The organism is Nocardioides sp. Root140, assembly GCF_001426745.1.
Lineage (GTDB): Bacteria > Actinomycetota > Actinomycetes > Propionibacteriales > Nocardioidaceae > Nocardioides.
Genome location: NZ_LMFI01000014.1, coordinates 58,981 through 80,557, shown reverse-complemented (window position 1 = coordinate 80,557; position 21,577 = coordinate 58,981). Strand labels below are relative to the sequence as shown.

The 21,577-nt window shown below is 69.8% G+C and carries 25 protein-coding genes; 16 read left to right on the top strand and 9 right to left on the bottom strand.

Going from position 1 to position 21,577, the window contains the following annotated elements:
* The first annotated feature begins 35 nt into the window (after positions 1–35).
* The 5 genes from ASD30_RS22620 (at position 36) to ASD30_RS22600 (ending at position 6,270) form a co-directional block, all read left to right on the top strand.
* Positions 36–1,760 (top strand): acyl-CoA dehydrogenase family protein, encoded by a 1,725-nt coding sequence (locus tag ASD30_RS22620; RefSeq protein WP_056687524.1) that lies wholly within the window; start codon positions 36–38, stop codon positions 1,758–1,760.
* Positions 1,753–2,946 (top strand): CaiB/BaiF CoA transferase family protein, encoded by a 1,194-nt coding sequence (locus ASD30_RS22615; RefSeq protein WP_056687522.1) that lies wholly within the window; start codon positions 1,753–1,755, stop codon positions 2,944–2,946. Before ASD30_RS22620 ends, ASD30_RS22615 begins: the two co-directional genes overlap by 8 nt.
* A 138-nt stretch (positions 2,947–3,084) precedes the next feature.
* Entirely contained in the window at positions 3,085–4,263 is a 1,179-nt protein-coding gene (locus ASD30_RS22610; protein ID WP_056687520.1) for an acyl-CoA dehydrogenase family protein, read from the top strand.
* 45 nt (positions 4,264–4,308) lie between these two features.
* Positions 4,309–5,370 carry a lipase family alpha/beta hydrolase gene (locus ASD30_RS22605; RefSeq protein ID WP_056687518.1) on the top strand — a complete coding sequence of 354 codons (1,062 nt, stop codon included), beginning with the start codon at positions 4,309–4,311 and terminating at the stop codon, positions 5,368–5,370.
* 57 nt (positions 5,371–5,427) lie between these two features.
* Positions 5,428–6,270: an aldo/keto reductase gene (locus ASD30_RS22600; RefSeq protein WP_056687515.1), complete on the top strand. Its 843-nt coding sequence runs from the start codon at positions 5,428–5,430 to the stop codon at positions 6,268–6,270.
* Positions 6,271–6,280: 10 nt separating this feature from the next.
* Here the strand turns inward: ASD30_RS22600 and ASD30_RS22595 are convergent, their stop codons facing one another.
* Positions 6,281–6,760: a quercetin 2,3-dioxygenase gene (locus tag ASD30_RS22595; protein WP_056687513.1), complete on the bottom strand. Its 480-nt coding sequence runs from the start codon at positions 6,758–6,760 to the stop codon at positions 6,281–6,283.
* A 63-nt stretch (positions 6,761–6,823) separates the two neighbouring features.
* On the opposite strand from ASD30_RS22595, the gene ASD30_RS22590 reads away from it, so the two are divergent.
* Both ASD30_RS22590 and ASD30_RS22585 read left to right on the top strand, forming a co-directional pair.
* Positions 6,824–7,441, top strand: coding sequence for a TetR/AcrR family transcriptional regulator (locus ASD30_RS22590; RefSeq protein ID WP_056687511.1), 618 nt, complete (start codon positions 6,824–6,826; stop codon positions 7,439–7,441).
* Entirely contained in the window at positions 7,434–8,177 is a 744-nt protein-coding gene (locus ASD30_RS22585; protein WP_056687509.1) for a dienelactone hydrolase family protein, read from the top strand. The genes ASD30_RS22590 and ASD30_RS22585 overlap by 8 nt, the downstream gene beginning before the upstream one ends.
* Before the next feature lie 72 nt (positions 8,178–8,249).
* Here ASD30_RS22585 and ASD30_RS22580 read toward each other — a convergent pair whose 3' ends face one another.
* Complete coding sequence (locus ASD30_RS22580; RefSeq protein ID WP_056687507.1) at positions 8,250–9,497, bottom strand: HNH endonuclease signature motif containing protein; 1,248 nt, start codon at positions 9,495–9,497, stop codon at positions 8,250–8,252.
* Between the two features lie 284 nt (positions 9,498–9,781).
* On the opposite strand from ASD30_RS22580, the gene ASD30_RS22575 reads away from it, so the two are divergent.
* Positions 9,782–10,015: a FitA-like ribbon-helix-helix domain-containing protein gene (locus ASD30_RS22575; protein WP_056687505.1), complete on the top strand. Its 234-nt coding sequence runs from the start codon at positions 9,782–9,784 to the stop codon at positions 10,013–10,015.
* Entirely contained in the window at positions 10,012–10,410 is a 399-nt protein-coding gene (locus ASD30_RS22570) for a type II toxin-antitoxin system VapC family toxin (RefSeq protein ID WP_056687503.1), read from the top strand. Before ASD30_RS22575 ends, ASD30_RS22570 begins: the two co-directional genes overlap by 4 nt.
* 4 nt (positions 10,411–10,414) lie before the next feature.
* On the opposite strand, the gene ASD30_RS22565 is transcribed toward ASD30_RS22570, so the two are convergent.
* The 4 genes from ASD30_RS22565 to ASD30_RS22550 are packed head-to-tail and all read right to left on the bottom strand — an operon-like array spanning position 10,415 to position 13,677.
* Positions 10,415–11,491, bottom strand: coding sequence for a hypothetical protein (locus tag ASD30_RS22565; RefSeq protein WP_056687501.1), 1,077 nt, complete (start codon positions 11,489–11,491; stop codon positions 10,415–10,417).
* Complete coding sequence (locus tag ASD30_RS22560; protein ID WP_056687500.1) at positions 11,488–12,585, bottom strand: hypothetical protein; 1,098 nt, start codon at positions 12,583–12,585, stop codon at positions 11,488–11,490. Before ASD30_RS22560 ends, ASD30_RS22565 begins: the two co-directional genes overlap by 4 nt.
* Before the next feature lie 54 nt (positions 12,586–12,639).
* On the bottom strand, positions 12,640–13,026 hold the full coding sequence (locus ASD30_RS22555; RefSeq protein WP_056687498.1) for a DUF1801 domain-containing protein: 387 nt from the start codon (positions 13,024–13,026) through the stop codon (positions 12,640–12,642).
* Between the two features lie 21 nt (positions 13,027–13,047).
* Positions 13,048–13,677, bottom strand: a complete 630-nt coding sequence (locus ASD30_RS22550; protein WP_056687495.1) for a LysE/ArgO family amino acid transporter — start codon at positions 13,675–13,677, stop codon at positions 13,048–13,050.
* A 79-nt stretch (positions 13,678–13,756) separates the two neighbouring features.
* Between ASD30_RS22550 and ASD30_RS22545 the strand changes: the two genes are divergently transcribed.
* The 4 genes from ASD30_RS22545 (at position 13,757) to ASD30_RS22530 (ending at position 17,073) form a co-directional block, all read left to right on the top strand.
* A complete protein-coding gene (locus ASD30_RS22545) occupies positions 13,757–14,635 on the top strand; it encodes a LysR family transcriptional regulator ArgP (RefSeq protein WP_056687745.1) in 879 nt (292 codons plus the stop codon).
* 130 nt (positions 14,636–14,765) lie between these two features.
* Positions 14,766–15,629 carry a lysylphosphatidylglycerol synthase domain-containing protein gene (locus tag ASD30_RS22540; protein WP_056687494.1) on the top strand — a complete coding sequence of 288 codons (864 nt, stop codon included), beginning with the start codon at positions 14,766–14,768 and terminating at the stop codon, positions 15,627–15,629.
* A 71-nt stretch (positions 15,630–15,700) separates the two neighbouring features.
* Complete coding sequence (locus tag ASD30_RS22535) at positions 15,701–16,426, top strand: phosphatase PAP2 family protein (protein WP_162251040.1); 726 nt, start codon at positions 15,701–15,703, stop codon at positions 16,424–16,426.
* Positions 16,423–17,073: a glycerophosphodiester phosphodiesterase gene (locus ASD30_RS22530; RefSeq protein ID WP_056687492.1), complete on the top strand. Its 651-nt coding sequence runs from the start codon at positions 16,423–16,425 to the stop codon at positions 17,071–17,073. The genes ASD30_RS22535 and ASD30_RS22530 overlap by 4 nt, the downstream gene beginning before the upstream one ends.
* Here the strand turns inward: ASD30_RS22530 and ASD30_RS22525 are convergent.
* A complete protein-coding gene (locus ASD30_RS22525; protein WP_056687490.1) occupies positions 17,057–17,533 on the bottom strand; it encodes a winged helix-turn-helix transcriptional regulator in 477 nt (158 codons plus the stop codon). The genes ASD30_RS22530 and ASD30_RS22525 overlap by 17 nt on opposite strands.
* A gap of 84 nt (positions 17,534–17,617) precedes the next feature.
* Here ASD30_RS22525 and ASD30_RS22520 point away from each other — a divergent pair, with 84 nt between their 5' ends.
* Genes ASD30_RS22520 through ASD30_RS22510 form a run of 3 tightly spaced genes read left to right on the top strand, consistent with a single transcriptional unit; the run spans position 17,618 to position 19,686 of the window.
* A complete protein-coding gene (locus ASD30_RS22520) occupies positions 17,618–18,061 on the top strand; it encodes a PaaI family thioesterase (protein ID WP_056687488.1) in 444 nt (147 codons plus the stop codon).
* Position 18,062: 1 nt separating this feature from the next.
* Complete coding sequence (locus ASD30_RS22515; RefSeq protein ID WP_056687486.1) at positions 18,063–18,563, top strand: PaaI family thioesterase; 501 nt, start codon at positions 18,063–18,065, stop codon at positions 18,561–18,563.
* Positions 18,564–18,573: 10 nt separating this feature from the next.
* Complete coding sequence (locus ASD30_RS22510; RefSeq protein ID WP_056687485.1) at positions 18,574–19,686, top strand: DUF429 domain-containing protein; 1,113 nt, start codon at positions 18,574–18,576, stop codon at positions 19,684–19,686.
* Between the two features lie 9 nt (positions 19,687–19,695).
* Here the strand turns inward: ASD30_RS22510 and ASD30_RS22505 are convergent, their stop codons facing one another.
* Positions 19,696–20,421, bottom strand: a complete 726-nt coding sequence (locus ASD30_RS22505) for a septum formation family protein (RefSeq protein ID WP_162251038.1) — start codon at positions 20,419–20,421, stop codon at positions 19,696–19,698.
* A 95-nt stretch (positions 20,422–20,516) separates the two neighbouring features.
* Positions 20,517–21,539, bottom strand: a complete 1,023-nt coding sequence (locus ASD30_RS22500) for a PucR family transcriptional regulator (protein ID WP_156393758.1) — start codon at positions 21,537–21,539, stop codon at positions 20,517–20,519.
* Positions 21,540–21,577: the final 38 nt, after the last annotated feature.

Sequence of the window (21,577 nt, the reverse complement as noted above, 5' to 3'; positions counted from 1 at the left end):
CCGCCGACCACCCTTTCCCAGAAGAAGGCATCCCGATGAACCTCGCTGACCGCGACCCCGCCCTCCGCCCGCTGCTCGACGCGCTCATGCCCGCCGACGACCGCGCCCGCCTCGAGACCGTCCTCGACGACCTCGGCGAGCTGGCCGGCACCGAGCTCGACGCGCTGGCCGCCACCGCCGACCGCAACCCGCCGACCCTGCGCCAGTTCGCCGCCGACGGCACCCGCGTCGACGAGGTGGAGTACCACCCGGCGTACCGGCGGATGAGCGAGATCGCCTTCGAGACCTTCGGCCTGGCTGCGATGTCACACCGCTCCGGGGTCTTCGGGTGGCCCACGAGGACCCCGCACCTTGTGAAGTACGCCGTGTCCTACCTGTTCGTGCAGTCGGAGTTCGGCCTGGCCTGCCCGGTCTCGATGACCGACTCCGCGGCCCGGGTGCTGCGGCTCTTCGACCCGGAGAGCTTCGCCGACGAGATCGACGCGCTGAGCTCGACCGACATGGACACGCTCGCCACCGGCGCCATGTTCATGACCGAGAAGCAGGCCGGCACCGACATCGGCCAGACCGAGACCGTGGCCACCGACCACGGCGACCACTGGACCCTGACCGGCCACAAGTGGTTCTGCTCGAACGTCTCCGCCGACGTCATCCTGACCCTCGCCCAGGTCCCGGGGCAGGGGACCGGCACGCGCGGGGTCGGCATGTTCATGGTGCCGAAGTTCCGTCCCGACGGCACCCGCAACACCTTCCGCATCGAGCGGCTCAAGGACAAGCTCGGCACCAGGTCGATGGCCAGCGGCGAGGTCTCTCTCGAAAGTGCCTACGCCCGCCCGGTCGGTGACCTGACCCGTGGCTTCCTCCAGATGGCCGAGATGCTCAACGTCTCCAGGCTCTCGAACGCGATGCGCGCCAGCGCCCTGATGCGCCGCGCGGTCCGCGAGTCGATCGACCACACCCGCCAGCGGGTCGTCTTCGGCAGGACCCTCTTCGACCAGCCGCTGATGCGGGCCACCCTGCTGCCGCTGATGCTCGACGCCGAGGCCTCGCTGGGCCTGGTGCTCGAGGCCTCCGAGCGACTCGACGCCGCGGACGCGGGCGACGAGCGGGCCGCCGCACTCATCCGCATCCTCACCCCGCTGGCCAAGCACACCGTGTGCAAGCGGGCCCGCACCGTGACCGGTGAGGCGATGGAGATCCGCGGCGGCAACGGCTACATCGAGGACTGGGTCAACCCCCGCCTCGTGCGCGACGCCCACCTCGGCTCGATCTGGGAGGGCTCCTCCAACGTCATCGCCCTCGACGTGCTCCGCTGCATGCGCAAGGAGCAGGGCCACCAGGTCGTCACCGGCACCTACCTCGACCGCCTCGCCGCGCTCGACGAGCCGGCCGTCAAGCCGATGGCTGACGACCTGACGCTGCGGTTCCGGGCCTTGCAGGCCCGTGGTGACGCGCTGCTCGCGGCCGACGCCGACAGCCAGCAGGTCGGCATCGCGGCGTACGTCGACGACCTGTGCCACACCGTGGTGGCCACCCTGCTGCTCGAGCAGGCGCAGCGCGAGATCGTGGTCGGGCTGGGCCACCGCAAGCTGCTGCTGGCCCACACCGCCCTGCACCGCATCGTCGCCGGACGCCTTGTCGAGACCCCCGCCCTCACCGCGCTCGAGCAGATCGCGGACGGCGGCGAGGTCGCCGCCGACCTGGCCCGCGCGGCGTACGACGCCATCCCGTCGACCACCGAGGTGAGCACCCGTGCCTGAGTCCACCGGACCGCTCTCCGGCGTACGCGTCGTCGACCTCTCCAAGATCCTGGCCGGTCCCTACGTGACGATGTCCCTGGCCGACATGGGCGCCGACGTGATCAAGGTCGAGCACCCCGACGGTGGTGACCCGACCCGCAAGTGGGGCCCTCCGTTCAACGGCCCCGACGCCACCTACTACCTGGCCGCGAACCGCAACAAGCGGTCGGTGACGCTCGACCTGAAGTCGCCGGAGGGCCAGGCGGCCGTGCACCGGCTCATCGAGGACGCCGACGTGGTGGTCGAGAACTTCCGTCCCGGCAGCTCGCTGGCCGACGACTTCAGCTTCGAGCGCCTCTCCGAGCAGTACCCGAAGCTCGTGGTGCTGAACATCTCGGCCTTCGGCGAGACCGGCCCGATGAAGCTCGAGCCCGGCTACGACATGGTCGCCCAGGCCTCGGCCGGACTGATGTCGCTGACCGGTGAGCCCGACGGCCCGCCGCTCAAGGCCGGCTTCGCGATGGCCGACCTCAGCGCCGCGCTGTTCGGAACGATCGGCCTCCTCGCGGCCCTGGTCGAGCGGGGTCGCACGGGTCGTGGGCAGTACGTGACCACGTCGCTGTTCGAGACCCAGCTGGCGCTGCACATCAACTGGTCGACCGGCTACTTCGCCACCGGCGAACGGCCCAAGCGACTGGGCTCGGGCCACCCCAACCTCGTGCCCTACCAGGCCTACCCGGCCTCCGACGGCTACTTCGTGATCGCGGTCGGCAACGAGAGCATGTGGCAGAAGCTGTGCCACAACATCGACCGCCCCGACCTGCTCGAGGACCCCCGCTTCGCGCGGAACGCCGACCGGGTGACCAACCGCAAGGCGCTCAACGTCGAGATCGAGGCCGCCCTCGCCGGTCGCACGGTGGACGAGTGGTGCGAGCTGCTCGGCAAGGTCGGGGTGCCGGTCACCCCGATCCGTTCCCTCGACGAGATCTACGAGTCCGAGCAGACGAAGGTGCTCGGCATGATCGACACCGTCGACCACCCGGTCGTCGGACCGCTCGAGCAGATCCGCTTCCCGGTCAACTTCCGCGGCGAGCGCCCGGCCCTGCGCAGCGCTCCTCCCACGCTGGGCCAGCACAGCCGCGAAATCCTGTCCGAGATCGGGTACGACGACGCCGAGATCGACAAGCTCATCGGGGGTGCTTCATGACCGTGGCACTCCTCGATGACGGAGTATGTACCCGTTCGAAGGTACGACGGCGAGAGCGGCGACGAGCCCACGACGTACCCCTGGCCACTCACAGTCGACCCTCCTCACCGTCGTCCCTCTCACGTTAGGAACCACACCATGTCCAGCCCGACGCCCAAGACGCCCCTGGCCCTCTTCGACACCGACGCCCTGATCGGCGAGGAGGACCGCGCGATCCGCGACACCGTCCGCAAGTACGTCGAGGAGAAGGTCAAGCCGCAGCTGGCCGACTGGTACGAGTCCGCGACCATCCCCGCCCGTGAGCTGGCGCGTGAGCTCGGCTCGCTGGGCGTGCTCGGCATGCACCTCGAGGGCTACGGCTGCGCCGGTACGTCGGCGACGGCGTACGGCCTGGCCTGCATGGAGCTGGAGGCCGGCGACTCCGGCCTGCGCTCGCTGGTGTCCGTGCAGGGCTCCCTCGCGATGTTTGCGATCTGGAAGCACGGCTCCGAGGCGCAGAAGCAGGAATGGCTGCCCCGGATGGCCGCCGGCGAGGCGATCGGGTGCTTCGGCCTGACCGAGCCGGGCTTCGGCTCCAACCCGGCCGGGATGGTCACCCGCGCGAAGCAGGACGGCACCGACTGGATCCTGAACGGCAACAAGATGTGGATCACGAACGGCTCGGTCGCCGACGTCGCCGTGGTGTGGGCGCAGACCGACGAGGGCGTCCGCGGGTTCGTCGTACCGACGGACACCCCCGGCTTCTCCGCGCCGGAGATCAAGAAGAAGATGTCGCTGCGCGCCTCGGTCACCTCCGAGCTCGTGCTCGACAACGTGCGCCTCCCCGCCGACGCGGTGCTGCCCGAGGTCGTCGGCCTCAAGGGTCCGCTGTCGTGCCTCAACGAGGCCCGCTACGGCATCGTGTTCGGTGCCCTGGGTGCGGCGCGCGACTGCCTCGAGACGGCCATCGCCTACTCGCAGGAGCGCGACATCTTCGACAAGCCGCTGGCCGCCTACCAGCTCACCCAGGCCAAGCTCGCCGACATGTCGCTCGAGCTGGGCAAGGGCATGCTGCTCGCCCTGCACCTGGGCAGGCTCAAGGACGAGGGCAGGCTCGCCCCCGAGCAGGTCTCGCTCGGCAAGCTCAACAACGTCCGCGAGGCGATCGCGATCGCCCGTGAGTCGCGCACCATCCTCGGTGCCGCCGGCATCACGCTGGAGTACCCGATCATGCGGCACGCCAACAACCTCGAGTCGGTGCTGACCTACGAGGGCACCTCCGAGGTGCACCAGCTGGTCATCGGCCGCTCGCTCACCGGTGAGGCCGCCTTCCGCTGACGGGTCGCGAAGTAACCCGTGCGAAGGCTGGTCGTTGTGACGCGCGTGAAGAGAATCGCGCACGTCCTGATGCCCGCGCTGGTCAGTCTGGGTCTCGTCGGCCTGGATCTGGGTCTGGTCGGTCTGGCGCCGGTCGGTCCTGTCCAGGCTGCAACCTCGGTGCCGTCGTACGCCCCTCTCGACCGACCGGGACCGAAGCTCTCGGTGCCGGCGGCGAGGCTGCGTGAGTCCCTGGAGTGCCACGGATCGCCTGCGTCGACGAAGCGGCCAGTGCTGCTCAGCCCGGCCACCAGCGTGACGCCGCGGGAGAACTACGCCTGGAACTACATGAAGGCGTTCACCGCCCAGGGCCGCTACTGGTGCGCGGTGACCATGCCGCACCACACGTTCGGTGACATCCAGGTGGCGGGGGAGTACCACGTCCACGCGATCCGCACGATGTTCCGACGCACCGGTAAACGGATTTCGATCGTCGGGCACAGCCAAGGGGGCATGAACCCCCGCTGGGCACTCCGCTTCTGGCCCGACACCCGTGCGATGGTCGACGACATGATCGGGATGGCGCCCTCGAACCACGGCACCGAGTCGATCCCGTCCTGCATCCCCGGGGTGACCACGTGCACGCCGGCGGTCTGGCAGCAGCAGGCCGGAGCCCGCTTCATCCGGGCGCTGAACAGTCGCGCCGAGACCTTCCGCGGGATCAGCTACACCAACATCACCAGCCGCACGGACGAGGTCGTCACGCCGATGTCATCGTCCTTCCTGCACACCGGCGCAGGCCGGATCACGAACGTTCCGGTCCAGGACATCTGCCCGCTCGACGTCTACGAGCACAACCTGGTCGGCACGATCGACCCGACGGCGTACGCCCTGGTGATGGACGCGCTCAACCACAGGGGCCCGGCTGATCCGGCGCGCATCGACCGCGTGGTCTGCGGCCAGCTCCACATGCCGTACGTCGACCCCGCCGAGCTCGACTACGTGCCCATGCTGGTGGCACTGCCGAACCTGGCCAGCACGCTGTTGCCCTACGTCAACACGGCAGGTGCGCCGATGGTGAAGGCCGAGCCGCGGCTGCGCTGTTACGTGTTCACCGGTCGCTGCTGAAGCCCTGGACGACCACCGGTGGCTACGCTCGGGAATGACTCGTCGAGAGGACATTCCATGCAGAGCGTGACCCTGAACAACGGCGTCGAGATGCCGATCCTCGGCTTCGGCGTCTACCAGATCCCGCCGGAGGAGACCGAGCAGGCAGTCGCCACCGCCCTCGAGGTCGGCTACCGCCACCTCGACACCGCAGCGGCGTACGGCAACGAGGAAGCCGTCGGCCGGGCCATCGCCTCCAGTGGCATCGCGCGGGACGAGCTCTTCGTCACCACCAAGATGTGGGTCAACGACCAGGGCGAGGAGAACGCGACGGCGCTCTTCGAGGAGTCCCGGGCCAAGCTCGGCCTGGAGTACGTCGACCTCTACCTCATCCACCAGCCGTTCGGCGACTACTACAGTTCGTGGCGGGCCATGGAGCAGCTGAACAAGGACGGCGCCGCGCGGGCGATCGGTGTCTCGAACTTCCACTCCGACCGGCTGCTCGACCTGCTGAACCACAACGAGATCACCCCGGCGGTCAACCAGATCGAGACGCACCCGTTCTTCCAGCGCAGGGCCGACCAGGACCTGATGCGGGCCAACGGCGTGCAGATCGAGTCGTGGGGCCCGTTCGCCGAGGGCCGCCACAACCTGTTCACCGACCCGCTGTTGAGCGAGATCGGCGCCGCGCACGGCAAGTCCGTCGCGCAGGTCGTGCTGCGCTGGCTGATCCAGCGCGAGGTCGTGGTGATCCCCAAGTCCGTACGCCGCGAGCGGATGGCCGAGAACTTCGACGTCTTCGGCTTCGAGCTCACCCCCGAGCAGCAGGAGCAGATCAGCACGCTCGACCGGGGCGAGTCCGCGTTCTTCGACCACCGCGACCCCGCATGGGTCGAGCGCCTCGGCGGCCGCAGGTCCTGACCAGGCTGGTTCAGGAGAAGGGCGGCGGCCCCAGGATCTCGATCGCGTGGGTCTGCGCGGCCGCAGCACCCACCCGCGCCATGTCGAGACCGGTCGGGTCGGCTCCCTCCACGACCGGGTCGCTGGCGAGCCGGTAGAACGCCTCCCCACTTCCCGGGGTCTGCAGGCACAGCATCCTGGCCCGCGGTGAGGTGACCATGAACGCGTGCGGAACACCGCGCGGAACGACGGCGATCCCGCCGGCTCCCAGCGGGTGCAGCTCTCCGTCGATGTGGACGGAGATCTCGCCGTCGAGCACGTAGAACGTCTCGTCGGCATCAGGGTGCCGGTGCAGGGGAGTGACCTTGCCCAGGTCGAGGCTGTCCTCGAAGAGCAGGAAGCTGCCGTCGGTCTCGGCGGAGGTCGCCAACCAGGTGTGCATGCCGCCGCCGCAGAACCAGCGGCGTTCGCCGGTGCCCGGTGCGCGAACGGTGGAGGTGGAGGTCTTCATGGGTGCCCCCTCGGGCTACATGGGACAAGAGTCCCATAACGAAACTAAGGTACCGTGTCCGTCATGTCAACGGGCTACGTCGGTTCCGGGAGGACCAACCAGAAGCAGCGCACGCGCGACGCGCTGGTGCGGGCCGCCAGGGACCTGATCGCCCGCGGGGGCGATGCGCCCACCATCGAGGAGGCTGCCAACGAAGCCTCGATCTCCCGCACGACGGCCTACCGCTACTTCCCGACCCAGCGGGACCTCCTCGTGGCGGCGCACCCCGAGGTCGCCGCGAGCTCCCTGCTGCCCGACGGCATTGGGAACGACCCGGTCGAGCGTCTCGACGCGGCCGTCGCCGAGTTCACGGAGATGATCGCCGAGACCGAGACGCAGCAGCGCACCATGCTCCGGCTCTCACTGGAGTCGGCCACCGACACCTCCGAGCTGCCGCTGCGCCAGGGGCGTGCGGTCGGGTGGTTCGCCGAGGCGCTGTCGGTGCTCGTCGACGATCTCGGTGAGGACGGCGTACGACGGCTCGCGGTGGCGATTCGCAGTGCCGTCGGCATCGAGGCGAGGGTCTGGTTGATCGACGTCGCCGGGCTCGCGCCGGCCGAGGCGACCGACGTGCTCCGGTCGAACGCCCGCGCGATCCTGCAGCAGGCAATGGTGACGACGAGAGGTGGAGCGAATGGGTGAGCGCATTTCCTGTGCGATGCAGGGAGAGACGGCCGAGGCCTACGCGACGGGCGACCACGGCCCGGGAGTGCTTCTCTACATGGACGCCATCGGCCTGCGCCCGCAGATCGAACGGATGGCGGACCGCATCGCTTCCTGGGGGTACGTCGTCCTCGCGCCGCACGTCTTCTGGCGCGACGGACTGGCCGTCGACCTCGCCCCGGCCGGTGACCTGACGGCGCCGGGCAGTCGCGAGGCGTTCTTCGCGACCGGCGTGATGGACCGGGTGCGTTCGTTGACGCCCGAGTTGATCCGCGCCGATGCCGACGTCTGGATCGAGACCCTGCGCTCCCGTCCCGGTGTCGCCGAAGGTCCGATCGCTGCCACCGGCTACTGCTTCGGTGGGCGGCTGGCCCTTGTCACCGCCGCGCACCGACCCGACGACGTCGCGGTGGTCGGCATGTTCCACACCGGCGGCATCGTGACGGACGCTCCGGACAGCCCGCATCTCCTCGTGCCCGACATCGCGGCCAGGGTCGTCGCCGGGCACGCCGACGGTGACGCGTCCAACACGCCCGAGCAGATCGCCGCCTTCGACCAGGCCCTGCGTGCCCACGGCGTACGACACCAGACGGCCGTCTATCCCGGTGCCGCGCACGGCTACACGATGGCCGACACCTCGATGTACCAAGAGGCCGGAGCCGAACGACACTTCGCCGAGCTCAAGAAAGCCCTGGACGGAACGCTCGCCCGCTGAGGAAGGCATGCCGGTGCACCGCGACGCTTGGAGGCGTGGCGGTCGCGGCTTCTTGGTGGCGGAGGCGGGCGGCTAGTGCGCCTGGATTCGTCGGAACCTGACCGAGTTGTCGCCGCCGACGGAGTGGTCGTAGTCGGGGTGGTGGATCAGCCGGTGGTGGTGCGGACACAGGAGCCGGCCCTTGGCCAGGTCGGTGGGTCCGCCCTGCGACCAGGGGTCGTCGTGGTGGGCATGGCAGACCGAGGCGGGCATGCCGCAGCCCAGGGCGGTGCAGCCCTTGTCGCGAATGACCAGCGCCCGGTACTGCCCCGCGGAGTAGAAGCGGCGGAGTCGGCCGAGGTCGAGGACTTCGCTGGGGCCGTCGAGCATGGCCGGCAGGAAACCGGTGCGGCACGAGAGGCGTCGGAACTCGCCGGCGGTGATCTTGCCGCCGTTGACCAGGGTGGCGTAGCCGTGCTTCTTGAGCAGGTCGTTGATGTCGATCGTGATGACCAGCGCGACGCTGCTGGCGGCGTGGGTGGGCAGCTTGTCGGCGGGGAACATCTCGATGAGCTCCATGAACGCCTGCCCCATGCGTTCGGGGGTGATTGACGCGCCACCAGTGTCGGGGTCGCCGGGAAGCTGACGGCGCGGGTCGGCCAGGGCGAGGAGCTGGTTGCGCAGGAGCTGGCCCTGGACGACGGGGAGGCTGAAGCGGCCGTGGATGCGGCCGTGTCCGTCGTTGCTGAAGGTGATCCGGGCCTTGGCGTTGGCCTCGTCTTCTTCCTTCTGGAGACGCTTGGCCTCGTCGTCCTCGAAACGTTGGGGGTCGAGCTTCTCCAGGATCCCTTTGCCGAGTTCGGCGAGGTCCGAGGCGTCGAACTGGCGGGCGAAGCCGAGGAGCATGTCGCGGGCCTTGTCGTAGAGGGCCGACTCGAGGTCCTTGGGAAGGTCATGGAGGCTTTCGAGGATGACGCGGGCCTGATCGGTGTGCAGGTCGCCGTCGGCCAGTGCGGTGGCGATGGGTTCGTGCTCGGGCTTGTCGAGGCCGAGGGCCAGGTTGACCCTTTTCATCGCGTCAGACTTGGTGAGCAGGTCGCGCTTGGCCCACCAGTTGGCGGTGTGGCGAGCGCCGGTCTTGTCGGCCAGGCTTCGCTGGTGGGCTTCGACGATGACCCGGGAGGTGGCGTGGGTGAGCCGGTCGCCGAAGGCGGTCAGGGTCTCCAGCAGCTGGGCGATCTGCGCGTCGTCCAAGGGGGAGAGCGCCATGGTGGCGAGATCGGTGAGGTCGTCGTGGAGGCGCGCCACCAACTCGTCCGCGAAGGAGGAGCTGGTCGTCATGGCCTCGGGGCTCCGATCAGGACGCACCACCCGACAAGGGCTGTGCACGGTGAATGGATGCCGCCGAGTCCTCGCCGCTGACGGCGTACCCCCGGAGGGAACTGCGCTCCGCCCTGGCAACTGACGAGCCCGGCACACGCAGACCCGTGAAGGGCGACCCGCCTGGGCGGGTCGAGCTCATCGTCCTCAGTGCCGGACTATTGACTCGAGCTCAAGATTCATCGTACGCCTGTTCGAAGCGACATGCAACAGATTCAGCGGAGAATCTGCGCTAATCTGCATGCATGGCCACCGTGCAGATCCGCAACCTCGACGACGACGCCTATGCCGTGCTCAAGCGGCGGGCAGCCGCCTCCGGACGCTCCCTCCAGGAGTTCCTGCGGCTCACCCTCGAGCGACAGGCCGCGGAACCGACCGTCGAGGAGGCACTGGCCGCGGCCCGCGCCGACCTCGCGTGGACCGACGTCCCACCGATGGCCGACATCGTCGAGGCGCAGCGCGCTGACCGCCGCCGATGATCGTCATCGACAACTCCGTGCTGGTGGCCGCGCTGGTTGGACCCGACCCACTCAGTTCCGCCATCCGGCAGCGCCTCGCTGTCGAGCAGGTGGTCGCTCCCGACCTGATCGACGTGGAGGCAGCGAGTCTGCTCCGCGGCTTCGTCCGCTCCGGCAGGCTGACGGACCAGCAGGCCGATCGGGCCGTCGCCGCACTCGCTGCATTCCCCCTCGAGCGGGTTCCGCATGCCCGACTGCTCCCCGGCATCTGGAGCCTGCGCGAGACCCTGACGGCGTACGACGCCACCTATGTCGCGTTGGCCGTCTCCCTGGGCGCAACCCTGGTCACCGGCGACCGACGGCTCGCCAAGGGTGCGGGTGCCCGCTGCGTCGTCGAGGTGATCGGCGGCCGGTGAGCGTTCAGCCTGCGGTGACCGGCTGCAGGGGGAGTCGCGCCTCGATCGGCATCTTGACGCCGTTGCCCAAGGTGATGACCGTCTGGATGCGCAGGACCTTCGGCTCGTCGTCCGCCTCCACGCGCAGGATCGCTCGACCGGAGGTGCTGCCCTCGCCGCCCTTGAGCCCCTCACGGCCAACCGGCGGCCGGCCGTCGAGGGTGACTCGCGGGGGTGCCTGACGTCGGTCGATCACCACGTTGCCTGCGGCGTCCGTGCCGAGCGCGCTGAACGAGGAGATCCGCACTCCGGCCCACAGGGTGCCCTCGTCGGCCCAGCCCAGCTCGGCGTCCCAGGGGTAGAGCGTCACCTGGCTGGCGGTGAAGCGCCCCTGCATCGGGTGAAACTGCTGGTCGGCGCTGGCCGGGACGTATTGGCAGTTGTCCTCCACCGCGTGGCAGCCGGCATCGAAGTTGGGCTCCGGTTCATAGAGCGCCTGCGCCACCCCGGCGTCGATCTCGCCGGACGCCACGTCGAGCACCTGGGTCTGGCCGCCGAACTCCACCTCGACCTTGAGGTCGTCGGTGTCCAGGTCTCCGGGCAGTGCGACCACCACGTCGTGCTGCTCGTAGGACGTCTGGCCGGTCGACGGGTCGCCGAGCCTGACGGAGCCGATGGTCACCTTCTCCCCCTCGGCGACCAGCCGGATCTCTGTCGCAATGGCGAGCCCGGAGGCCAGCCCGCCCGTGGGACGAATGCTCCATGACACCGGAACGAGACGGCCGCCCTCGGGGGCGTGCAGTGCGCGCTGCGAGTTGCGCCTCGAGTCGTCCTTGTCGTAGGCGACGAACTCGTGGTCGAGCGAGTCGAGTGGCCGACCGACCGCGACGTCGACCTTGTTGAGGGGCACGATCACCGTGTGGGTCTCGGCGTACGGCGGTGAGTCCAGGCGCAGCGTCTCGCCCGCGGACAGGACGTCGACGGGGTCGTCGCGCAGCTCGCCGGCCAGGCGCGTGCCGAGCCTGACTGCCGCGATGACGAGTGCGACGCTGAGCACCAGCAAGACCACAGGCACCCAGGTGGGACGCGTCCGGGCGCTCATGCGAGATTCCTTCCCGGGACGGTCCACTCGATACGTGCGTGCTCGGTCCGGAACGCGAAGCCGCGCTGGCCCCGGGCGCGGATGCGCGTGGTGATGGTCAGGTCGCCGGCCGGCTTGTCCTTGGCGACGTCGAAGACGAACTGGACGGCGGTCGGCCCGAGGACGTACTGCCCGAGTGCCTTCGTGTCAGCAGGCTCGGAGAGGCTTGCGCTGCCACCGAGCTCGGCGGAGTGCCGGAGCGTGTCCTGGAAGCTCGTGGCCGTCGGCGCACCGTCGGGAACCGACACGTCCACGTAGTCCGGCGGATCGATCTGGACGACCAGGAACTCGTGCCCCGGTTCGGCCCAGCCGATGCCGTCGACGTACGGCGTGCGCAGGGTCTGCTGCACCTTGCACTCCACGGACTTCGGGTAGTCGATCTGGACGGGGGAGTCGTCCGTACGACGGAACCTGCCGCACCCGATGTCCTTGCGGTCCTGGAAGTGCTCCTGGACGCTGGGCAGGGCCGCCAGCTCGGCGGCGCGGCCCAGCTCGACAGACCCGTCGGATGCGTCGACGACCTGCTCCTCGTCGCCGATGCGTACGACGACCGCGAGGTCCTTCGGGTGCCCCTTGACGGCGACCCATCGCTCCTCGCTCGTGCTGTTGGGATCGGCGGCCGTGTAGTTGAGCCCGCCCGGCCCCGACAAGGAGTAGTCCGTGCCGTCGGCCCGGAGCAGCAGCTCGACGTCGGCCGTGTAGGGCCAGGTGACGGTGGAGAGCAGGACGCCTCCTGTGTTCCTCGCCTGGACCTGCACGAAGCTTCCACCCTTCGGGGCTCGCACGTTGGCGTCGGCACCGAGCAGGTCGGGCAGTTCGTCCCGTGGCTCGCCGGCCCCGACCTCCAGCCGGATCCAGGGCAGGAAGACCTCTCCCCGGTGCTTCACCGCACCGCCGCCGGGGTTGGCGAACACATCGCCGACCTCCGCGCGCGGTCGGTCGTCGGACTTCTTCACGACCACCACCGCGACGGCGAGTGCGAGGACGACGAGCCCGAGGACCACAGGGAGAAATAGGAGGGTGCGGCCCAGCCGCTGCTTGATGGCATCCTGCACGGACGCTCTATTCCCCGGGCAGCGGCGCGCAAACGGAATCCGGGACGACCTGGTTCAACGGCTGAGCTTGCGCCACCCGCCGGCACGGTTGTTGGACACGATGGCCCGGAGGTACGTGATCAGCGCCGGCCGGTTGATCGGGTCGCCCTCATAGATCTGGATCGCCCGCGCGGTCGCGTTGTCGTGCCCCTGGTTGATGATGCCGTCGGGGTCGGGAATCGTCGGGTCGTAGACGAAGAGGTTGATGTGGTCCTTGGTGGCCAGCAGGGCGCAGACGTTGCCGTCGAGCACGAAGTAGGGCTGCACCGTGCGCTTGATCGTTTCCTCGATCGCGGGCTCGGCCTCGTGGATGATCGCGCGCAGGCTCCTGCAGATCTCCTGCTGCCATGCAGGCAGACCATCGATGTAGCTGTCGACTCCGGGATGAGCAGTGGCCGCCATGTTGGCCAGACTAACGGGCTGCTAGCCGAGGGCCAGTCGCGCGGCCACGAGCAGCATCGTCGCGGCGATCAGCACCTCGAGGACCTGCCACGCCCGCGGGCGCTCGAGGACCGGTGCGACCAGGCGAGCGCCGAACCCGAGGCCGCTGAACCACACGACGCTCGCGACCACCGCCCCCAGTGCGAACCACCAGCGGCCATCGACGACACCTGAGCCGTGGGTGCTGTGGGTGGCCGCGATCGAGCCGATCAGGAGCACCGTGTCGAGGTAGACGTGCGGGTTGAGCCAGGTCAGTGCGACGGCACGGCCGACGACGGTACGGCGGGCCTCGCCGCGGGCCTGGGCGAGTCCGTCGGTGTGCAGGGACTCGGTGTGGAAGGCGCGGCGCAACGAGCCTGCGGCGTACCAGAGGAGGAAGGCCACGCCGAGCCAGCGGACGACGTCGATGAGCCACTCGGCGCGGTCGACGATGGTTCCGATGCCGCTGACTCCGGCGATGATGAGGACGGCGTCCGAGACCGCGCAGATCGCCACCACGGCAGTGATGTGGTGGCGGATCAGCCCCTGTCGCAGCACGTAGGCGTTCTGGGCGCCGATGGCGACGATGAGGGGTCCACCGGTGATGAAGCCGGCGAGGGCGGAAGCAGACATGCCCTCGACCGTAGGCGCCGAACGCAATGTAGAACAGCGAATGTTTCTTCACCTGATGAAGAAGTGCTTCACTGGTCAGATGCACTTCGACCCCGCCCAGCTCGAGACGCTCCTCGCCATCGCCGAGGAGGGATCGTTCGACGCCGCGGCCCGGCGGCTGCACGTGACGCCCAGTGCGGTCAGTCAGCGGGTGCGCGCGGCGGAGCGGGCTGCCGGGCAGGTGTTGGTGCGGCGTACGTCGCCGGCGGAGATCACCGACGCGGGGGCACCCCTGATGCGACTCGGTCGGCAGATGCGCCTCCTCGCCGCCGAGGCCGCCGCGTCGATGGGCAACGACGCCGTCGTGGACCTCGCGGTCGCGGTGAACGCCGACTCCCTGGCGACCTGGTTCCGGCCGGTGCTCGCGACCGTGGCCGAGCTGCCGACGACGGCCCTGCGACTCTTCGTGGAGGACGAGTCGTTGTCGCACGACCTGCTCCGTCGGGGCGAGGTGCTGGCGGCCGTCACCGGCGAACCCCAACCGGTCCAGGGCTGCTCGGTCGAGCCGCTCGGCACGCTTCGATACGTCCCCGCCGCGGCGCCCGCGTTCGTGGAGCGGCACCGGCGGGGGAGGAGCTTCGACTGGTCGAGGGCTCCGGTCGTGGTCTTCAACGCCAAGGACCGGCTCCAGGACGGTGTGCTCGCCGCCCACGGGGCGACTCGTCCGGCCGTGGTGCACCGGGTGCCGAGCTCGGCGGACTTCCACGAGGCCGTGCTCTGCGGTCTGGGATGGGGAGCGGTCCCCGAGCCACAGCTCGAGCCGGCGCTGGCGGCGGGCGACCTGGTCCGCCTGCCCGGTGCGAAGGCGGTCGGCGTGCCACTCCACTGGCAGCGCTGGCGACTCGACAGCCCCGCCCTCGACGCGCTCACCGACGCCGTACGACGAGCCGCGGCCGGCGCACTGCACCGCCTGCGCTGACGGGAGTACGTCACACTCTGTGGTTTCGGGCCCGGTGGCGGAGTTACCTTCGAAGGGACGGGGATCACACCACGGGTTGGACCAACGCAGTTTCGCCCGGCTTTGTGCTGGAAGGCGAGCTCGAAGAGATTTGAAGCATCTGCGCACCATTGTCCACTCCAAGACGGTCCTGCTCCTCGGCGTCGCTGTCGCGCTCGCCGTGCCGGCCGTCACGCTGCCGCGCCTGCCGTCGGTCTCGCCCTGGCCGATCCTGCTCGGCCTGCTGCCTTGGATGATCGGCAAGTACGTCCTGTGTCCGCTGAGGTGGCGCGCCCTGACGAACGCCGACTTCGGTCGCCGCTGGTTCCTCCGTGCGTACGCCGAGTCCGAGCTGCTCGGACTTCTCACACCCGGCCACGTCGGGGCGGACCTCTGGCGGATCCGCAGGCTCACCCACGCCGACGTCCCACGCGGTGACGCGGTGGCCAGTGTCGCGGTCGACCGGACCGTGGGGGCGGTGGGGCTGGCGATGTTCGTGGTGTTCGCCGGGTCGGCACTCCCGTGGCGCATGATGCTCACCGCGTTGGGCATCGGGCTGGCGTTCGTCGTGGGCTTCCTCGTGGTCAGGCGCGTCCGCCCGAAGCTGCTCCCGCTCGGGCCGCTGCCGCCGCCGAAGAATTTCGCGCACGCGCTGGCCCTCTCGGCCGCCTACCAGGCGTCGATCGCCATGCTGCTGCTCGGCACCCTGGGCGCGACTGGCTACACGCTCTCGCCGCTGGAGCTGCTCGGTGCGTTCGGCGCCAGCCAGGTCGCGGGCGCCGTACCGGGTCCCAACGGTGCGAGTCCCCGGGACGGCGCGCTCGTGGTCGGTCTGGTCGCCCTCGGCGTCCCGTGGACCGCGGCCGCGGCTGCGGTCACCCTCAAGGCGGCCGTCGCCTGGCTGCCCGCCCTGGCCCTCGGCGGCGCCAGCCTGATCGCGACCCGACGGATGATCCGCCACACGGCAGCTGCCTGACCTGCAGTCCTCCCTCTTATTCGGGAGGAAACCTGGCGCGCCTTCGCGCACACTGGGGGCAGGGAGGGTCAGTGGTTCGCTGGTTGTGGATCTTCAAACAGGCCATCCTCGTCGTCAGTGGCGTCGGGGCCTACTTCGGTGTCCGGGGAGCCACCGAGGGCTCGGTCGACGCCGCGATCCAGCACGCCCACCTGATCGTCGAGTGGGAGCAGGCCCTCGGCATCTACGTCGAGAAGACCCTCCAGGCGCCGTTCACCGAGTCCGCCCTCCTGGCCACCCTGGCCAACTGGGTCTACATCTGGGGGCACTGGCCGGTCATCGGTGCGACGATGCTCTGGACCGGCATCTGGCACCGCGCCGTGTTCCTCCGGCTCCGTGACGCCATGCTGGTCTCCGGGCTGCTGGGCATGACCATCTTCGTGTTCTACCCGGTGGCGCCGCCCCGGCTGGCCGGCCTCGGGTTCATGGACAGTGTGAGCGAGCGGTCGCTGTCCTACCGCGTGCTCCAGCCGCCTGCCTTCGTCGACCAGTACGCCGCCATGCCGAGCCTGCACGCCGGATGGGACCTGCTGATCGGCATCGCGATCATCAGCGCCTCCTCCTCGGTGGCGCTCCGAGCCTTCGGCCTCGCCATGCCGGTGCTGATGGCGGTGGCAGTGGTGGTGACCGGCAACCACTTCATCCTCGACGTCGCGGCCGGGCTGCTCCTGGCGCTCATCGGCCACGCGGCGAGCGTCGCGCTCGAGCATCGACGGGTACGTCGGTCGCCCGGCCGCGTCCTCCGGGTGGCGTCGTGAGCCTGCTCGCGATCGCGCACCGGGCCGGCAACTCGCTCACCGCGCTGCACGAGGCAAACCGGCTCGGCGTCGACGTGATCGAGTGCGACATCCACCGGCACCGCAACCGCCTCGAGGCAACCCACCTCAAGAGCGCCGGCCCGTTCCCGTTCCTCTGGGACCGCTGGGAGCTGGTCCCGGTGACGGCGCCACGGCTCGGCCTCCGCGAGCTGCTCGAGGCCGATCGGCACGGCACCACGTTCATGCTCGACCTCAAGGGCATCGGCACCGGTGTCGGTGCCGCCGTGGCCCGGTTGCTGGGCACCCGCGGACACCGCCGGCCGGTCCTCGTCTGCGGTCGCAACTGGCGCGCGGTCGAGGAGGTGGCCGTGCTCGAGCACGTGCAGCCGGTGCTCTCCGCCCGCAATGCACGGGAGCTCGGCGGCCTGTGGGAGAAGGTGAGAGGTGGCCGCATCCATGGCGTCTCGGTCCACAACTCGCTGCTCGACGGGGCGGTCGTGGCCAAGCTCCGGCGTCATGTCGAGGTCGTGATGACCTGGCCGATCAACGACCTGACGATGTTGGACCTGATGGTCGACCTCGGGGTCAACGGCATCATCAGTGATGAGCTGGAGGTGCTGGCCGAGGTGGTCAGGCGCCGGGACTGACCTGCCGCGCACCGGGACCGGGAGCACTCCGCGACTCCCGCGCCGACTGGAGCCGATGCCCGGCGGCGCACTCCACCGCAACCGAGACGGGTTCGCCGCAGTCGCGGTGCGTGACCACCACAGCAGGCCCCGCGTCGTCCGCGCGGTGGCGGTCGCCCCAGTTCAGCAGCGAGATCAGCACCGGATAGAGGTCCAGGCCCTTCTCGGTCAGCTTGTACTCGTGGCGCGTGCGGCGTCCGGGCTCCCGGTAGGGGAGCGCCTCGAGCACGCCCGCGGCGACCAGCTTGCGCAGGCGGTCGGCGAGCACCGGGTCCGAGACGCCCATGTGGTCGCGCATCTGGTCGAAGCGCCGTACGCCGTTGAAGGCCTCGCGCAGCACGAGGATCGTCCACTTCTCGCCGATCACGTCGAGGGTGCGCTGGATCGAGCAGTTGTCGGTGTCGTAGTCGAGCCACTGCACGGCGTCACCTGTCTCTCGTTGTGTCGGCGCGGCCAGTGTAGTCTAACTTGGAGAAACACAGTCAGCCTACGAACGGAGTCGCCCATGACCACCCACACGCAGGGCCCCGACGTCTCGCTGCCGGCCGCCAGCGCGTTCGTCGCGGCGTCCGGTTTCGTCGTCGACGAGGTCACGCCCACGCACGTGCGGGGTCACGTCGACCTCGACGAGTCGCACCACACGCCCTGGGGAGTCGTCCACGGGGGCGTCTACGCGACGATCGTCGAGAGCGCCGGCAGCATCGGCGCCAGCCATGCCGTGGGTGAGCGCGGACAGTTCGCGGTCGGCGTGCACAACGGCACCGACTTCCTCCGCTCGACCACCGGCGGCCGCGCCACCGTCGTCGCCGACGCCCTCCACCAGGGGCGCAGCCAGCAGCTGTGGGACGTCGTGATCACCGACGACTCGACCGGCAAGGTGCTGGCGCGCGGGCAGCTGAGACTGCAGAACCTGCCGCTGCCGTCGTACGACGACAAGGGCGGCAACTGACATGTCCGAGCGTTCGACTGTCGTCACCTGGAGCGACAACTCAGAGGCCCTTGCTGCCCTGCCAAAGCTCGACGGGCTCGACTTCCTCAAGCGGATGATGGCCGGCGAGCTGCCGCCGGCACCGATCGCCGGGCACATGCGCATGGAGCTGTTCGAGGCCGAGCCCGGGACGGTGACGTTCCGCTGCCACCCCGACGAGTCGCACTACAACCCGATCGGCATGGTGCACGGCGGGCTGGTCTGCACGCTGCTCGACTCGGCCCTCGGTTGCGCGGCCCAGACCACCCTGCCGGCGGGCACGGGCTACACGTCCATCGAGCTCAAGGTGAGCTACCTGCGCCCGGTGACCTCCGACAGTGGACCGCTCACCTGCACCGGCCGCGTCACCAAGCCCGGTCGCCGGGTCACGTTCGCGGAGGGCGAGGTCGTCGACAAGGACGGCCGCACCGTCGCCACCGCCTCCGGCACCTTGCTGGTGTTTCCCCTGAGTGGCCCGGACTAGAGTCGAACGTATGGAGGTCGGGCAACATTTCGTGGGCATCGACCTGGCGTGGAAGCCGGCCAACCGCACGGGCATCGCGGTGGTCGACGAGTCCGGTCGGCTGCGCACGTCGGGCGTCGTGCGCAGCGATGACGAGATCGCCGACTGGCTGGCCATGCATGCGGCGAAGCCCGTCGTCGTGGCGGTGGACGCTCCGCTGGTGGTGCCCAACGCGACCGGCCAACGCGTGGGGGAGAACCTCGTGGCCAGGGCGTTCGCGAGCTACCACGCGTCGCCGTACCCCTCGAACCGGGCGAACCCGATCTTCGATCCGCCGCGCGCCGAGTCCCTGGCGCACCGGTTCGGCTGGTCGGTGGATCCCGACGAGCGGGGCAGCGCGGAGAGCCCGGTGTGCATCGAGGTCTATCCGCACCCGGCGATGGTGAGCCTGTTCGGCCTGAGCAAGGTGCTGCCCTACAAGTCGGGTCGGGGTCGTACGCCGGACGCGCGGCGCGAGACCTTCGGCGAGCTGATGGATCACCTCGAGGCGGTCCATGAGCTGCAGCTGACGAGCGTGCGCCGGTGGCAGGAGATCCGCACGGTCGTGGACCAGGCGACCCGGCACGTGCACCTGGAAGTGATCGAGGACGAGATCGACGCGATCCTGTGCGCTCACCTCGCGTGGCTGTGGCACCACCGGCCGGATGAGCTCAAGGTCTACGGGAGCCTCGCCGAGGGCTACATCGTCGCGCCGCCACCACCCGAGAGAGACGGCTCACCGGCCACCTTCGGGCGCACCGTCATCGGCCGCCCCGCGGGGTACGGCGGCGAGGAACGCGAGCGCGCGTGGAAGCAGGCCGTCCGCACCGCGTTCAGGGGTTGCGCGCTACCGAAGGACTGTCGGGTGGCGATCGAGCTCGCGTTCATGCTCGCGCCGAACCAGACCGGACTCAACGAACCCGATCTCGACAACCTCGTCACGCCCACGATCGACGCACTCGACGAGGTGCTCGGGCGCCTGCCGGGCACGGGCTCGCGCATCGCCGCGGACGACGTACGGGTGGACCGGATCATGGCCTCCAAGCAGCCCGCCACCAGTGAGCCCGGCGCACACATCGTCGTCCGCGAGCTGCCGCCCAGATAGCCGACGCAGTTACCACCTCAGGCAGGTCAGCACGAACGAGTTCGGTCCGAGCCCGCGTCCGAGCCACATGTAGGAGCCCGTGCCGACGTACCTCGGGCAGAAGCTGGAGGAGATCCGGCTGGCGCGCGTGTAGCTGTACGCCGAGTAGACGAGCTTGCTCTTGGCCACGTGGAACATGTGCGGCTGCGCGCAGTTCACGCGCTGGGCGTACCGCGTGCCACACATGCGGAGGCGCTGCGGAAGGGTGGTGGTCACCTTCGTGAGGCGCCCGGTGGTCGACGTCGCGAGGGTGGTCACGCCGCCCTGGACACCGAGGGTGCAGATCACCCAGTGCGAGCCCGCGGCGCGCTGGGCGGCGGTCGGGATGAAGATCCAGTTGTCGTACGCCGACTCGGCGTACCTGATCGTGTTGTTGCCGAGGACCAGCTTGATCGCCGGCCGGCACTTCGAGGAGACGAAGTTGCGGAACCGGGCGTTGGAGCCGTCCAGCGGGATGTCCGACGGCACCGCGGCGCGGGCGACGACCTTCAGGGTGTGCTTGGTGGCGCACGAGACCGGGCCCCTCGGCAGTGACGCCGAGCTGTTCGCGGCCGACAGCTGCACGTTGAAGCACTGGTTCACCCGCGGCGCACCGGCCAGCGGGTCGGCGGCTGCCGCGGCCTGCGCCTGGGTTGCGGGGGAGAGGAGGAGCGCGGCGAGCACCGTCAGGGTGACGGTGACGGCAACGTTGCGCACGGATCGAAGCATGGGCTTCCCTTCACTGAAGACTGCGAGCAATCTAGAGGTCGGATGCCGACTTCGTCCGCGAATCGCCGAATTGGAAGCAGTCTTCAGTGCGCGAGGTAGTCGTTCTGCCCGAGCCGGTGCAGCACGAGGGCGAGAGTCACCCGGGTCAACCCCGGGGCAGTCGTGATCGAGTAGCCCAGCTCGGCCTCGGCGCGGGCGACCCGCGTCGCGACGGAGTTGTGGTGGATGTGCAGCTGTCGAGCCGCTTCGCGCAACGAGCCGACGCACAGCAGCACCTCCACCGTGCGCAGGACGTCCTGGCCGGACGAGGTCTTGCCCAGCCGCTCCAGCGCCTGGACGTCGGCCACGCCTGCGACGTCCTCGGGGCGGAGCTTGGCGGCGAGGAGCTCGTAGGGCCCGAGGTCCGCCTGGAACATCAGGTTGCGACTCGCGGGTCCGTCCGACGCGTAGCGCAGCGCGTTGATCGCGCCCTGCCAGGCTTCCTGCACCTCGGTCGCCCGGAACGGACGGCTCACGCCCACGTGGGTCCCCGGAGGCACCGCCGCGTCGCGCTCCGGCGGAGCCGCGGTCGCGATCGCCGTGATGCCGTCCAGCTGGGCGATCCGACGCCAGGCATGGGTCGGCAGGTGCGCGACGACGTGCGCCGCGGCCGCGCGGTCGCCGTGCACCGCCAGCATCGTGACCGGGGTCGAGGGGGTGATCCCGAGGAGCTGGATCGCACGGGAGCGGTCGGCGCTCGAGGCCACTCGCCCGAGGATCAGCTCGAGGAGCGCGGGGTCGTCCATGCGCAGGGTGGACGCCCCCGGGTTGCCCAGCGCCGCGATGCAGGCCAGGCCGAACCTCTCGAGCAGCACGTCGTCGAGGGGAAAGGCCTCCTGCGGGCTGCGCGAGATCCACACCGTGTGCCCGGTGACGAGCAGGCGGGTCGAGGCGTGCTCGGGGCAGCGTTCGCCGGGCTCGGCGATCCCGACCGAGCCCTCGGCGAACCGGCCGGCCTGGGAGAGCACGGTCTGGATGTCAGAGCGTTGCTCGATCAGGGCGTCGAAGAAGCCCACCACACGCATGGCGTTCTCGGCCCTGGCGTCCAGGGACGAAAACCTCAGCAACAACCCTTGCATACGGGCACCGCGCTCTCTCACGAGTC

What these genes read in the sequence shown, in the direction of transcription:
- ASD30_RS22520 (WP_056687488.1), top strand. Translation starts at nt 17,618, where the DNA reads ATGACCACCCACACGCAGGGCCCCGACGTCTCGCTGCCGGCCGCCAGC.
- ASD30_RS22600 (WP_056687515.1), top strand. Translation starts at nt 5,428, where the DNA reads ATGCAGAGCGTGACCCTGAACAACGGCGTCGAGATGCCGATCCTCGGC.
- ASD30_RS22595 (WP_056687513.1), bottom strand. Translation starts at nt 6,760, where the DNA reads ATGAAGACCTCCACCTCCACCGTTCGCGCACCGGGCACCGGCGAACGC.
- ASD30_RS22510 (WP_056687485.1), top strand. Translation starts at nt 18,574, where the DNA reads ATGGAGGTCGGGCAACATTTCGTGGGCATCGACCTGGCGTGGAAGCCG.
- ASD30_RS22610 (WP_056687520.1), top strand. Translation starts at nt 3,085, where the DNA reads ATGTCCAGCCCGACGCCCAAGACGCCCCTGGCCCTCTTCGACACCGAC.
- ASD30_RS22565 (WP_056687501.1), bottom strand. Translation starts at nt 11,491, where the DNA reads ATGAGCGCCCGGACGCGTCCCACCTGGGTGCCTGTGGTCTTGCTGGTG.
- ASD30_RS22515 (WP_056687486.1), top strand. Translation starts at nt 18,063, where the DNA reads ATGTCCGAGCGTTCGACTGTCGTCACCTGGAGCGACAACTCAGAGGCC.
- ASD30_RS22550 (WP_056687495.1), bottom strand. Translation starts at nt 13,677, where the DNA reads ATGTCTGCTTCCGCCCTCGCCGGCTTCATCACCGGTGGACCCCTCATC.
- ASD30_RS22545 (WP_056687745.1), top strand. Translation starts at nt 13,757, where the DNA reads ATGCACTTCGACCCCGCCCAGCTCGAGACGCTCCTCGCCATCGCCGAG.
- ASD30_RS22585 (WP_056687509.1), top strand. Translation starts at nt 7,434, where the DNA reads ATGGGTGAGCGCATTTCCTGTGCGATGCAGGGAGAGACGGCCGAGGCC.
- ASD30_RS22580 (WP_056687507.1), bottom strand. Translation starts at nt 9,497, where the DNA reads ATGACGACCAGCTCCTCCTTCGCGGACGAGTTGGTGGCGCGCCTCCAC.
- ASD30_RS22555 (WP_056687498.1), bottom strand. Translation starts at nt 13,026, where the DNA reads ATGGCGGCCACTGCTCATCCCGGAGTCGACAGCTACATCGATGGTCTG.
- ASD30_RS22570 (WP_056687503.1), top strand. Translation starts at nt 10,012, where the DNA reads ATGATCGTCATCGACAACTCCGTGCTGGTGGCCGCGCTGGTTGGACCC.
- ASD30_RS22620 (WP_056687524.1), top strand. Translation starts at nt 36, where the DNA reads ATGAACCTCGCTGACCGCGACCCCGCCCTCCGCCCGCTGCTCGACGCG.
- ASD30_RS22575 (WP_056687505.1), top strand. Translation starts at nt 9,782, where the DNA reads ATGGCCACCGTGCAGATCCGCAACCTCGACGACGACGCCTATGCCGTG.
- ASD30_RS22590 (WP_056687511.1), top strand. Translation starts at nt 6,824, where the DNA reads ATGTCAACGGGCTACGTCGGTTCCGGGAGGACCAACCAGAAGCAGCGC.